The organism is Candidatus Krumholzibacteriia bacterium (genome assembly GCA_035649275.1).
Lineage (GTDB): Bacteria > Krumholzibacteriota > Krumholzibacteriia.
Map to the genome: position 1 here is coordinate 14,051 of DASRJW010000141.1, position 13,566 is coordinate 27,616.

Annotated in this window: 9 protein-coding genes; 8 read left to right on the forward strand and 1 reads right to left on the reverse strand. The window is 68.5% G+C overall.

The features are described from left to right. Window positions 1-86: 86 nt before the first annotated feature. From VFE28_15735 to VFE28_15770, 8 genes are all read left to right on the forward strand, one after another. Entirely contained in the window at window positions 87-1,883 is a 1,797-nt protein-coding gene (locus tag VFE28_15735; protein HZM17445.1) for an ATP-binding protein, read from the forward strand. Beyond that, window positions 1,880-3,280, forward strand: coding sequence for a sigma-54 dependent transcriptional regulator (locus tag VFE28_15740; protein HZM17446.1), 1,401 nt, complete (start codon window positions 1,880-1,882; stop codon window positions 3,278-3,280). Before VFE28_15735 ends, VFE28_15740 begins: the two co-directional genes overlap by 4 nt. Window positions 3,281-3,660: 380 nt before the next feature. Continuing rightward, the gene (locus VFE28_15745) at window positions 3,661-5,094 is read left to right on the forward strand and encodes a sigma-54 dependent transcriptional regulator (protein HZM17447.1); all 1,434 of its coding nucleotides are present in this window, start codon (window positions 3,661-3,663) and stop codon (window positions 5,092-5,094) included. Window positions 5,095-5,106: 12 nt separating this feature from the next. Then, window positions 5,107-6,129 (forward strand): hypothetical protein, encoded by a 1,023-nt coding sequence (locus VFE28_15750; GenBank protein HZM17448.1) that lies wholly within the window; start codon window positions 5,107-5,109, stop codon window positions 6,127-6,129. 50 nt (window positions 6,130-6,179) lie between these two features. Then, a complete protein-coding gene (locus VFE28_15755) occupies window positions 6,180-7,643 on the forward strand; it encodes a sigma-54 dependent transcriptional regulator (protein ID HZM17449.1) in 1,464 nt (487 codons plus the stop codon). Window positions 7,644-7,879: 236 nt separating this feature from the next. Beyond that, window positions 7,880-8,941, forward strand: a complete 1,062-nt coding sequence (locus VFE28_15760) for a UPF0164 family protein (GenBank protein HZM17450.1) — start codon at window positions 7,880-7,882, stop codon at window positions 8,939-8,941. Between the two features lie 101 nt (window positions 8,942-9,042). Beyond that, complete coding sequence (locus VFE28_15765) at window positions 9,043-10,305, forward strand: sugar phosphate nucleotidyltransferase (protein HZM17451.1); 1,263 nt, start codon at window positions 9,043-9,045, stop codon at window positions 10,303-10,305. Further along, window positions 10,302-11,582, forward strand: a complete 1,281-nt coding sequence (locus VFE28_15770) for a glucose-1-phosphate adenylyltransferase family protein (protein ID HZM17452.1) — start codon at window positions 10,302-10,304, stop codon at window positions 11,580-11,582. The genes VFE28_15765 and VFE28_15770 overlap by 4 nt, the downstream gene beginning before the upstream one ends. A 64-nt stretch (window positions 11,583-11,646) precedes the next feature. On the opposite strand, the gene VFE28_15775 is transcribed toward VFE28_15770, so the two are convergent. Beyond that, window positions 11,647-13,425, reverse strand: coding sequence for a LysM peptidoglycan-binding domain-containing protein (locus tag VFE28_15775; GenBank protein HZM17453.1), 1,779 nt, complete (start codon window positions 13,423-13,425; stop codon window positions 11,647-11,649). Window positions 13,426-13,566: the final 141 nt, after the last annotated feature.

The following is a 13,566-nucleotide window of genomic DNA, read 5'->3' on the forward strand; positions in this document are numbered from 1 at the left end:
ATGCTTCGATCCGTGGTTTTCGTTGCACGGTTTTCGACCGCCGTGGTACAGCAGCCGGCGTGGTGTGGTCGAGGAGGGGTTGGGACATGTCCGTCCAGCGCCGGACTCTATTCGCTTCGGGCGAGCCTGCTCCCGCGAGCGACGCGGGCAGGGGAGCAGCGACCCCGCGGGCGGACAGCCGCGAGACAGTCCCGGGGGGCCGCAGCGCCTCCCCTGGGGCCGCGGCACAGCTTCTCGAGGGCTCCCGTAGCGAGCTCCGCCGCCGCGTCTCCCAGCTGACCACGCTGTACCAGATCGGTCGCGCCATCAGCGAGTCCCGTAACTGGACCGAGGCGCTCGACTACTTCTTGGCGACCCTGTGCGACTACCTCGAGGTGCGTGGCGCCGGCATCCTCCTCTATAGCCGCGAGGGCACCGTCCTCGCCCCGCGTCGTGTGCTCTCGATCCCGGACGCCGAAGTGCGCACTTGCGGCGAGCGCCTGCTCGCGGCGCAAACGACCGGGCCGGGGCTTGGCGAGATCCACGCCCTCGACTGCTATGTCGCCGACCGCGGTCTCGTCTGCAACGGACACGGCGACCGCTGGCGTTTCACCGTGCTGCCCTTGCTCTACCGCCGCGCGCCCCTCGGTTTCCTCCTCCTGGACAAGAAGGAATGGGAAGGTCCGAGCTTCGCCGCCCAGCTCTTTTTCCTGCAGACGATCCAGACGTTGCTCACGGAAGAAGTGGCCAATGCCGTCCACCTTTCCCGTCTGGTGGACCTGAAGAACTTCAACGAGGCGGTGCTGGAGAGCATCGAAAGCGGCGTGCTCACGGCAACCGAGCAAGGCGACATCCACTTCGCCAACCGCCTGGCCCGGCGCCTCCTGGGACTCGCGGAGACCCAGGAGAGCTTGCCGGCGCTTCGCTTCGAAGAGCTCTTCCGGCTCGGCGGCGGCGGCGACGCCTTCGCCCGCGTCCTCGCGGCCCCCGACGGGCGCTGCAGCTTCGAAGGCCTGCTGCACCGTCGCGACGGCCGGCGGGTCCCGATCCAGCTGCGCACCAGCCGCATCGTCAACCCCGGCGACTCGCAGCCCCTCATCCTCCTCGCTTTCGAGGACCTGACCGAGCGCCGGCTCCTGGAGGAGCAGGTGCGCCGTGCCGACCGGCTGCGCTCCCTCGGAGAACTCTCGGCCGCCATCGCTCACGAGGTGCGCAATCCGTTGCAGGGGATCTCGCTCACCCTCTCCAATCTGCGTCCTTATCTGCAGCCGGGCGCCGAGCGTTACGTGGAGGTCATGTTCCAGGAGGTGGAGAGGCTCGATTCCATCGTCGGCAACATCTTGAGCTTCGCGCGTCCGGCACCGCCGCAGCCGCGGCTGGTGTCGCTGTCCGAAATCTGCTCCCGCGCCGTGGAGCTGGCGCGGGAACGCGCCACGCAGCACCGCGTCGACCTCCACCTGGAAGCGGCAGCCCTGGAAGATCCGGTGGCGGAGGTGGACGAGGGGCAGATCCTGCAGGTCGTGCTCAACCTGGTGATGAACGCCATCGACGCCTCGCCACCCTCGGGGAGCGTCCGCCTGCGCTTGTGCACGCCGGAACGGCCGCTCCTGCCCGGCGCCGAGGCTCCTGCCGGCTACTGCCGCATCGAGGTGCGGGATCGAGGGCCGGGAGTGCCCGACGAGGTTCGTCACAAGCTCTTCGATCCGTTCTTCACCACCAAGCCCGAGGGTACCGGTCTCGGCCTGGCGGTGAGCCAGAAAATCATCGAGGAACACCACGGTGTGATCCACGTGGAACGGGGCGACGACGAGACGCTCTTCGTCGTCGAGCTGCCCCGGCGCTTTATCGCTGCCTACGAAATCATCACGCCGCGGCAAGGGGAGGACGCGACTGGATGCGGATGACCATCCTGATCATCGACGACGAGAAGACGATCCGTTGGTCCCTCGGCGAGGGCCTGCGCAACAACGGCTTCGACATCCTCGAGGCGGCCTCGGGGGAAGAAGGGCTGCAGCTCTTTGCCGACAAGTCGCCGGACTGCGTGCTCCTCGACATGCGCTTGCCGGGCATCGACGGCCTGGAAGTGCTGCGCCGCATGCGCAAGGAGAACACCGACGTGCCCGTCATCGTCATGACGGCCTACGGCGAGGTGGACAAGGCTGTGGAGGCCATGAAGCTCGGCAGCTTCGACTTCGTCACCAAGCCTTTCATGATCGAGAAGATGAAGGTGAGCATCGAACACGCCCTCACCACGACGCGCCTGCGCAGCCAGCTGCGCTCCCTGGAGCGGAGCCGCGGCGAGTGGGAGTCCAACTTCGTCGGCAAGAGCACGGCGATGCAGGACGTCTTCCGCGTGGTGCGCAAGATCGGGCAAAGCAAGGCGACCACGGTGCTCATCACCGGGGAAAGCGGCACCGGCAAGGAGCTGGTGGCCCGGGCCATCCACGAAGCCTCCAGCTGCGAGGGTCCGTTCGTGGAGATCAACTGCGGCGCCCTCCCGGAACCCCTGCTGGAGAGCGAGCTCTTCGGCCACGAGAAGGGCGCTTTCACCGATGCCAAGGCGCGCAAACGCGGTCTCGTCGAGGTCGCCGAGGGCGGCACCCTTTTCCTGGACGAGATCGGTGAGATGGGGCTGACGCTGCAGACGCGCCTGCTGCGGGTCATCGAAAACAAGACCTTCCGGCGGGTCGGTGGTGTGGAGGACCTCGGGGTCCGCACCCGCATCGTCGCCGCCACCAACCGCAATCTGGAGCAGGCGGTGGAGGAGGGGGCCTTCCGCAAGGACCTCTACTACCGTCTGAAAGTGATCCCCATCGAGCTGCCCTCCTTACGCCAGCGCCTCGGTGACGTGGCGCTCATCGCCAACTACTTCATCGAGCACTACAACCACGAGCTCAACAAGCACGTGCACCGCCTGTCGCCGGAGGTCACCGACATCCTGCAGAGCTACGGCTGGCCGGGGAACGTGCGGGAGCTCAAGAACGTCATCGAACGCGCCATGCTCCTGGAGGCGGAGGAAGACATCCTGCCCCAGCATCTGCCGGTGGAGCTGGTGTCGCCGAACACGCAGGTGGTCAAGCACAGCGCCTCGGTGCTGGACGAGAGCTTCAAACCCACGAGCTTGCGGGTCATGGAGTACTTCTTCATCACCAAGACACTGGAAGCGACGAACGGCAACAAATCGCAGGCAGCCAAGCTCCTCGGCATCTCCCGCCAGACGTTGCGGGAAAAGTTGAAAGGTTTCGAGGGCGCGCAGACCGGCGCCGCCCACGTGGTGGAGGCGGCCAGCGTCGACCTCTGACGGTTCCCCCCGGGGGACTGCTTGCTGCATACCTTGCGGCAACTGGCCCCTAATCCCTCCAAAGCTGCTGCTTCGAGCCCGCCCCGGGTCCCGTTCGCGGGACCCGGGGCCCGCCTTGCTTCCCCCACTCCGACTCGACGGCCGCTGCCCGGAGACGGCAAGGCGGACGCTTCCAGACCGCACGGCGAGTGCGCCACCACCAGCACTTTGGCGACGACGTCCAGTTCTCGACCGCTCGCAGCGCTTGTCTGGCCGCGGCGACCCGGCGAAGGCCCACGCCTCCTCGGGCTTTGGAGCCTCGCCGGGCGTGGCATGTGAGTTGCCGATGGCTCGCTGCAAGTGCCCCCGCGGTCCCTGCGTTCCGAGCCCCTGGAGGCGGCGTGCCCTCGAGTGTCCGAACCAGCGAGCGCACCGCCGCCCGCCGTCTCCTCGTCGTCGACGATCACGCCTCCATCCGCGACCTCCTGGCGAGCTGGGCCCGCGAGCGCGGCTATGACGCCCGCGCCGCGGCGGATGCGCAGGAAGCCCTGGGGGAGCTGCAGCGGCAGAGCTACGACCTGGTGATCTCGGACATGCGCATGCCCGGGCTCTCCGGGCTGGAGCTGCTGCAGCGCCTGCCCCACGGCCAGGTGCAGCCCGCGGTGGTGTTCATCACCGCTTTCGGCACGGTGCCGGAAGCGGTGCAGGCACTGCAGGCGGGGGCTCTCGACTACGTCACCAAGCCGTTCAACGTGGAGGATCTCTTCCGGCGTATCGAGACGCGCTTGAGCCGGACCGCACCGCCGGCAGCGACGCTGGCGCAGCCGCTCTTCGGCGCCGAGCCCGAAGCGGCGGTGGCGGCGGAGCCGAGCCCGGGCATCCTGCGCGGTGCTCCAGAGAACCTGCGGAGGCTCTACGAGCTCCTCGACCAGGTGGCGCCGTCGCGCTGCACCGTTTTCATCAGTGGTCCTTCCGGGGTGGGGAAGGAGCTGGTGGCCACCGAGCTGCACCTGCGCAGCCCCCGCGCGCAGCGCGCCTTCGTCCGGGTCAACTGCCCGGCGATTCCGAAGGAACTGCAGGAAAGCGAGCTCTTCGGCCACGAAAAGGGCGCCTTCACCGGGGCCATGCGGCGCAAGGAGGGCAAGTTCTTCTTCGCCGACGGCGGCACCATCCTCCTCGACGAGATCTCGGAGACCTCGCTGGCTTTCCAGTCGAAGCTGCTACGGGTGTTGCAAGAGCGCGAATACGAGCGCGTCGGCGGCAACGAGGTCATCAAGCTCGACGTGCGCCTCGTCGCCACCTCGAACCGCAACATGGCCGAGCTGGTAGGGAGCGGCCGCTTCCGCGAGGATCTCTTCTACCGCCTCAATGTCGTGCCCATCGAGATCGTGCCGCTCCGGCAGCGCCGCGAGGACATTCCGCACCTGGTGGGCTATTTCGTCGAGCGCTTCTGCGAGGAGAACCGGCGCGCTACGCTGCGCCTGAGCCAGGCGGCCCTGGAGGCGCTCCTGCAGCGCCACTGGGCCGGCAACGTGCGGCAGCTGCAGAATGTTTGCGAGCGCGCCGTGGTCTTGAAGCGGAGCGGCGACATCCTGGACCTGCGCGATTTCTTCCTGGATCTCGAGATCGACACACCCCGGTCGCAGCCGGCGGAAACGACCCTCGCCGGCATGGAGCGGGAGCTCATCCTGCGCACCCTGCAGCAGGTGCGAGCGAACCGCACCGAGGCCGCGCGCCGGCTCGGCATCAGCGTCCGCACCCTGCGCAACAAGTTGAACGAGTACCGGGCGCAAGGCGTCGACGTGGAGTCCTTGCTGGAGGCGGCGTCGCGCTAGGAGGCAGCGCCGGTGTCAGCTTGGACCGCGATCGTTCCGGAGCGTCCGGACCCCTTCACGAGCGCCCCCGTCGTGACCCGCACCGGCCTCGAGAACGGCTGGCTCCTGGATCCAACGCGAGAGATCCGCGAGGCGGCCGGCATCCTGCACGCCATGGTGAGCGCCGGTTCGAGGTTCGAGCCGAGCCACGGCCTCGTGCAGGCCCACGAGCTCGAGCGGAGCCACGGTCACGCACCGAGTCCTGGACCCGAGCCGCGACACGGCGCCCGTTTCTGGCGCCACCCGCTGGAGCAAACCCCGCTCCTGCAGGGAACGGACGCGAGCGAGCGGCGCGCGCTGCGCCGGCATTTTCGTTCCCGGGTGCCGCGGCGTTCGTGGACCTCCGCGGGAGCGGCGGAAAGGCACCTGCGCTCGCTCCTTCCCGCCTGGCCCGTGGTCACCTGGTCCGAAGTGCGCGGACTGCATCTGTTTCTCGGCGCCGCCGGGGCAGGGAAGACGACGCTCCTCTTCAGCGTCGCTCGGGCGCTCAGGCGGCGGGGGCGCAAGGTCACCGCGGTGGCGCTCCTCGCCGCGGATCGCCCCCATCGCGCCGCCTTCACCGGCTTCGCCGCCGATGCGGGGGCGAAGGCCGCCTTCGCGGCGACACCGGCGGAGCTCGACGCCGTTCTCGCCGCCGCAGCCGGGCACGTCGTTCTCCTCGATACCCCGTGTCTCCTGGAGCGCCGCGCGGCGCTGGCGACGCTGCTACAGCATCCGGTTCTCCGCCATCCACGCACCATGCTGCATTTGTGTCTTTCCCTGCAGCATCGCCGCGAGGTCCTGGAAAGCGCCCTCCACACCGCCAGCGCGCACCGCTTCGATTGCCTCGCCGTCTCCCATCTCGATGGTGCCGGCGGTGCCGGCTTCCTGCTGGCGTTGCAGATGCGTGGCCCCTGGCCGCTCTCCTTCGCGCGCCAAGCCTCCGACCCGGGGGTGCCGCCGCTGACCCACGCCCCGCAGGCCCTCCTCGGCACCACGGGCCAGCGGCGCGATTGACTTCGGCGCCGCCCCTTCCCTAGCATGCCGCGGAAGGAGCACGAGTCCGCATGGCCGCACACCTCCTCGCGCTCGCCTCGCCGCGCACCTTCGCCGCGCTTTTCGATTCCGGCCCACCGCCGTGGGACGTCACCGTCCGCCACGTCACCAGCGCCGCCGATGCCGTCCGCGCCGTGGAAACGCACGAGGACTTTCGCTTGCTGCTGGTGGAGCGTGACGTGGAAGCCCAGCTCGGGCGCTTGGTGCAGCGTGTCCGGCGCTCGCGTCCGGGCCTGGAGATCCTGCTCCTCGCGCCCGCGGTGAGCGATGCGGTGCGGGCCGAATACACCGCTCTGGGACTGGAGCTGCTCGACCGCGGGCAGGACACGGCAGCCATCCGCCAGGAAATCGAGCGGCGCCTGACGCGGCTCGACCTGCAACGGCGCGCCGGCATTCTCGGGCGCAGTCGCCGCATCCACGAGATCCTCGAGACCATCCTGCAGATCGGCCCCTCGGACATCCCGGTTCTCGTTACCGGAGCGAGCGGTTCGGGAAAGGAGCTGGTGGCCCGCGCCCTCTACAGCGTGAGCCGCCGTCAGGAGCGCCCCTTCATCGCGCTCAACGTCGGCGCCTTGTCGGAAACCGTGCTGGAGAGCGAGCTCTTCGGTCACGAGCGGGGCGCCTTTACCGGCGCCGTGGCGCGCAAGGCGGGGGTCTTCGAGCGCGCCGACGGCGGGACTCTCTTCCTGGACGAGGTGGGGGAGATGTCGCCGGCGATGCAGGTGCGCCTGCTGCGGGCCCTCGAGAGCGGCGAGATCACCCCGGTGGGGGGCAGCCAAGGCCTGCACGTGGACGTCCGCATCCTCGCCGCCACCAACCGCCGGCTGGAGGACTCGGTGCGCCGCGGCGAGTTCCGCGAGGACCTCTACTACCGGCTCAAGGTGGTGCACATCGAGATGCCGAGCCTGGCAGAGCGCCCCGAGGATTTGCCCGAGCTCGTGCAGCATTTCCTGCTCGAATCGTCGCGGCAATACGGCACGCCAGGCCGGACGATGGCCGAGGGCGCCATGCGCGCCTTGCAGGCCTATGGGTGGCCCGGGAACGTGCGGGAGCTGCGCAACGTCGTCTTCCGCATGGCGGTCCTCGCCCGCCGCCCCCGCCTGGAGGAGAGCGACCTGCCCGAGGAGGTGCGGCAGCCGGCACTGGCGCAGCATCTGCCCGTGCCCCTGCACCGGTCGCCCGAGCAGGCGGAGCGCGAGATCATCCTGCAATCGCTCCTCGTCCTGCGACGGGACTTGCAGGAGGTGCTGCGGCTGCTGCAGGGGAAGGCCCACCCGGCCGGCGCCGTGGTGGTGGACGCCGAGCCGCCGCCCATTCCGGCGCCCACCACGAGCCAGAACCTGCGGGAGAACGAAGAAGAGCTGATCCGCAACGCCCTGCGTGCTGCCGGCGGCAACCGGCGCGCCGCCGCCGCCCGTCTCGGCATCGCCGAACGCACCTTGTACCGCAAGATCAAGGAGTACCAGATCTCCTAACCGACGACCCCCTGGGGTTTCCCGGCACGAGCGCGCCACCTTGGACGAAGTGCCGAGCCCACTGTACGGAGAAGAGGATGGTTACGACGCCAGGGCATGCCAGGTCCGTTTCGAGCCTTCGGGGCAAGCTCCCGGAAGCACGGCGCCGGCTTGTGGTTTGCAAGGAGCCCTCATATAATGTCTGGGCCTGCCCGTTCTCTCACCCCCTGAACGCCCCCGCACCCGTCGGAGGCCCATTGCGTCCATCCCGCGTCCTGTCCTGGGGGCTCGCCCTCGGCCTGTGCGCCAGCCTCGGCCTGGTCACCACCGGCCCCGCCAGGGCCGACAAGTTCGCCGGCGCCTTCCTGGAGGCAGGGGCAGGGGCCAGGGCCCTGGGTCTCGGCGGCGCCTACACAGCCATCGCCGACGACGCCAGCGGCATCTACTGGAACCCCGCCGGCCTGGCCAGCACCAGCCGGCACGAGGTGCTGCTCTCGCACGAGTTCCGCTTCGGTGACCTGGTGGACTACTCCTTCCTCGGCGGGATCTACCAGGTGCGGCAGCGCAACGGCCGCTTCGGCCTCGGGGTCATCCGCCTGGGCATCGACAGCATCGCCTTCACCGACTCGACCATGTGGAACGACCTGAACGGCAATGGCCAGATCGACGGCTGGGTCGACCTCAACAACAACGGCCAAGTCGACGGCAACGAGACCGAATTCGTCTACGATCCCAACAAGCTCCACTATGTGAACGATGCCGAATGGGCCGTCTTCCTTTCCTACGCTCAGCCGGTCTCCAGCTGGCAGTTCGGCGGCAACCTCAAGTTCATCACCCAGTCGGTGGGGGACTTCTCGAGCTTCGGCATCGGCCTCGACGTGGGAGTCTTGAAGCACGACGTGCTGCATCGCTTGGACCTCGGGCTGGCGGTGCACGATCTCACCGGCACCTATCTTTCCTGGAGCACCGGCCGCAAGGAGACCATCGTGCCCGTGCCCACCCTGGGCCTGGCCTATCGTCTCGATTCGAACGCCCTGCGCGGCTCCTTCCTCTTCGCCGGGGACATGGCGGTGCACTTCGACGACCGCCGCAACGCCGATCAGTTCTGGGCTGGGCCGACTTCGGTGAATCTCAACTGGGGTCTGGAATTCAACATGCAGAATCGCTTGGCGCTGCGCTTCGGCTTGCAGGAGGAATCTTTCCAGGCAGGAGCGGGCTTCGCCGCCGGCCCCGTGCGCTTCGACTACGGCGTGATTCCTGACCCGAAGAGCGATTTCGACGCCTCCCAGCGCTTGTCCTTGCGCTGGGTGGGCCCGTGAGCCACGCCGTCCTCCCCAGGCTGCGTTGACACCTCCCGGCGCCACCTCCTAGGGTGACTCTCGACCCGCGCGAGCCGGCGCTGCAGCCGGAGGAGTCACCCGTGTCCACCATCCAGGCATTCGTATTGGCCGGGGGCCGCGGCGAGCAGCTCGGCGTCATCACCAAACACCGCTCCATGGCGGCGGTGCCCTTCGGTGGCCGCTACCGCATCATCGATTTCACCCTCTCCAATTGCGTCAATTCCCGGGTGCACTCCGTCTATGTGGCGGCGCAGTACGCCCCCCGTTCGCTGCAAGAGCACCTGGGGCTCGGACGCCCGTGGGACCTGGATCGCCGCGACGGCGGCGTTTGCATCCTGCTCCCCTATACCGGGCGCACCGACTCCTTCTGGTACCGGGGCACGGCGGATGCGCTCTACCGCAACCTGGACATGCTCATGGCCCGGGACTCGGAGATGACGCTCGTGCTCTCGGGAGATCAGGTCTATCGCATGAACTATGGCGAGATGATTCGCCAGCACCGGCGCCACCGCTCCCGTGTCACCATCGCGGTCAAGTCGGTGCCGGAAGCCGACGTCGGGCGCTTCGGCATGGTCGGCGTGGAGGGCACCCGGGTGACACGCTTCGAGGAGAAGCCGGCGACGACGGACCTGCGCCTCGCCAGCCTGGGGATCTATCTTTTCGAGACCGAGTACCTGATGCAGCGGCTGCGGGAGGTTGTGCCCGCCGGGCGCTATGACCTGGTGCTGGACATGCTCATCCCCGCGGTGCGCGAGGGTGAGGTGACCGCGCACATCTTCGAGGGCTTCTGGGAGGACGTCGGCGAGCTCGACACCTATTACAACACCAACCGCAGCCTGCTGCCGGCGGCGTCTTCCTACATCATGGATCGTCGGCGCCCGGTCTACACCCAGAGCGAGGAACGGCCGCCGGCGAAGTTCGGCGCCACCGCCAGCGTCCACGACAGCATCATCGCCAACGGCTGCCGCATCTTCGGCCACGTGGAGCGCAGCATCCTCTTCCCCGGCGTGCTCGTCGGCGAGGGCAGCGTGGTGCGCGACTCGATCCTCTTCTCCGAGGCCAGCGTCTACCGGCATGCCCGCGTCGTGCGCAGCATCCTGGACAAGCGCGTGGTCGTCGGCGATGGCGTCGTCCTCGGTCACGACGAGCCCGCCGAAGCCAGCCTGGGACGCCTGGCCGACAGCGAGGTGGTCGTGCACACCCGAGAAGGGCTGACCGTGGTCGGCAAGTTCACCCGCATCCCCGCCGGCTTCGACTGCCGCCGGCCCGTGATGCTCGACTCGCACCTGAGCGAAGACGCGGTGCGGGCCGGCCTCGGCATCCTGAGCGGGGTGAGCGCTTGAGCGACGCCGACGTCTTCATCCTCGTGGGCGGGCAAGGGAGCCGGCTCTCGGTGCTGGCGGAACACCGCGCCAAGCCGGCGGTCCCTTTCGCCGGCAAGTACCGCATCATCGACTTCACCCTGACCAATTGCGTCTACTCGCGCCTGTTCAAGATCTACATGCTCACCCAGTACCGGCCGCGCTCGCTGGTGGAGCACGTCGGCGTCGGCAAGCCCTGGGACCTGGACCGCAAGTGGGGTGGGATCGCCTTCCTGCACCCGCATCAGAACTTCGAAGGCTCGTCGTGGTACGGCGGCACCGCGGATGCCTTGGTGCAGAACCTGGACGTGCTGCAACGCTCCCAGGCGGAGGAGGCCCTCATCCTCTCCGGCGACCACGTCTACAAGATGAACTACGAATGGTTGCTGCGCGCGCACCGCGAACAGGGCCGCGAGGTCACGCTCTGCGTCGTCGAGGTGCCCTGGGAGGAGACGCGGCACTATGGCATCGTGGTCACCGATGACGACGGCACCGTGATCGGCTTCGAGGAGAAGCCGATCCAGGCCAAGAGCAATCTGGCCTCGATGGGCGTCTACGTCTTCTCGCGCCCGGCGCTCGTCCGCATCCTGCAGGAGCTGCAGCAAGAACACCGCAACCTCGACTTCGGTCAGCACGTGATCCCGGCGATGCAAGCGCGTGGCGCGGTGACGACCTACCGCTACGGGGGCTACTGGCTCGACATCGGCTCGGTGCACAGCTACCACACCGCCAGCATGGACCTGCTCGGCAGCGAACCCCGGCTCAACCTCTTCGATGGCCAGTGGCACGTGCTCACCACCGAGCACAACCGCCCGCCCACCTGCGTGGAGAGCTCGGCCCGAGTGCGGGATTCCATGCTCACCGACGGTTGCCAGATCGCCGGCGAGGTGCTCGGCTCCATCCTCGGCCCCGGCGTGGTGGTGGAGGAAGGCGCTCGGGTCGAGCAGTCGGTGCTCATGGACGACTGCGTCGTCCGCCGCGGGGCGCTCGTGACCCGCTGCATCTTGGACAAGCGCGTCAAGGTCGGACCCAAGGCGCAGCTCGGCGTGGCCGGCGACGGCCGCGCCAACCTGGAGCAACCCGAGGTGCTGCGCTACGGCATCACGGTGGTAGGGAAGGACGCCAAGATCCCGGCGCACCAAGTGGTGGGGACCAACTGCCTGGTGGACATGCTGGCGGGCGCCGACGATTTCACCCAGCGCCACCTGCCCGACGGGTCGGCGCTCCGCACCCAGCGCCTGCACCATCCGGTGCGCTGAGCGCCCTGACAGCCAAGTCGGCGGCGGCGCCGCCGTGCGACGGGCTAGCGCCCCTCGGGGCCTCTCAACTCGGCGGATAGATGCGCAGGCGCTCGCCGACTCGGATGCGAGTGGAGCGCTTGCTGTTCCAGTGCATCAGCTGGCGCACGCTCACCCGGTGCCGGGCGGAGATGATGGAGAGCGTGTCACCCCGCTGCACCACGTAGGTGACGGAGTCGCGGCTACTGCTATGGTCCCTGGCCGGGGCCGGGGCAGTGCCGTACAGGGTCAGGCGTTCGCCGCGGTAAATCCGCGTCGAGGACTTGCCGTTCCACTCCTTGAGCTGGCTCACCGTGACGCCGTGACGCCGGGCGATGCGCATCAAGGTGTCGCCGCGGCGGACGACATAAACGCTCTGCTCCTCGGTGTTGGCCTTGGCGACGTTCTCGATGGACTGCTGCGCCAGCGTGCCCGCCGACTCGCTGACCACGGGGATGAGCAGGTAGTTGCCCGGACGCAGCGTGCTGCTGCGCATGTTGTTGGCCTGCCGGATGGCGTCGCCGCTGGTCCCGTACTCCCGGGCCAGCCCCGCCAGCGTTTCACCGCGGCCGACGCGATGCCGGCGCCAGCGCACCCGCTCCTCCTCGGGAACGGCAGCGAGCTTCTCCGTCACGTCGTCGCCCATGCCCTTGGGCACCTTGATCCAGTAAGACTCGCCAGGTGGCGTCGCCCAGCGCTTCAGGTGCGGGTTGAGCTCCGCCAGGGTATCGAAGTCGGTCCCCGCCAGGTTCGCCACCAGGTGCAGATCGGTGGCATCCTCCACCGGAACCACGTCGTAGCGCAGCGGCGGTGAGTTGGGCACGTCGAAGCCGTACGCCCCGGGGTCCTTGCCGATCCGCAACGCCGCCATGAACTTCGGCACGTAATTGCGGGTCTGCCGCGGCAGGCTGGAGAGCTTCCAGTAATCCTGCGTGCCGTGGCGGCGCGTGGCCCGCTCCACCCGGCGGATGCCGCAGTTGTACGCCGCGAGCGCCAGGGGCCAGGAGTGCAGGGACTCGTACAGATCGGAAAGATGGCTGGCGGCAGCGCGGGTCGCCTTGTCCAGGTCGCGCCGCTCGTCCACCCACCAGTCGATCTTCAAGCCATAGAGACGCCCGGTGCTGGAGATGAACTGCCAGGGGCCGACCGCGTTGGCGTAGGAACGCGCCTTCATCGACAGACCGCTCTCGATCATCGCCAGATAGAGCAGGTCGCGTGGCACGTCGTGCTCGTCCAGGACGTCGTAGATGAATTCCTCGTACAAGGGCCGCCGCGACAGCCAGAGCTCCATGTAGTGCCGGCCGTCGCCGGTGAAGTAACGCACCCAGCGATCGATGAGCGGATGCTCGGCGAGCGCCAGATCGTGGCGGGGACCGCTCGGTGTCTTCCTCTCCGCCTTGGCGTGCAGTGCAGCGAGGGCTGCGCTGTCGGCAGCAACGTCCTGCTCGGTCTCCGGCTCGGGTGCCTCTACTTCCGGCACGTAGGCGACGGAGCGCTGGTACTCGCGCATCTCCTTCACCAGGCCCTGCAATCCTTCCAGACGCCCGGCCATGCTCTCGACGTAGAGTGATCCTGGCGGACCGATCTCGCGCTTCGCCCGCTCGACGTCGTTCTCGAGAAGGGCCAATGCCTCTTCGGCGCCGGGGAGGTCGTCCTCGCGCAGCGCTTGCAGCGTCTTGCGGTAGGACCGATCCAGGTCCTTGAGTTCGGGATAGAGTACCTCGAGGTCGGTGCTGGTCTGCGCCGCCTCGGGCAGAAGGGTGGAGGCGACCTTGTCCACGTCGGGCGGCGCCACCGTGGTCACTTCTTTGGGTGCGGGCACCATGGCGGGTTCGCGTGCCGGGGCCCCACAGCCGAAGAGCGCGAGGGTCGAGAAGACCCCTAAGGCCATAGCACGGCCCCCCAGCCCACCCCACGCGGAGCGGGCCGGGGAGGCGCTGGAGGCGCCGCGGCCGCCAGCCTGCAC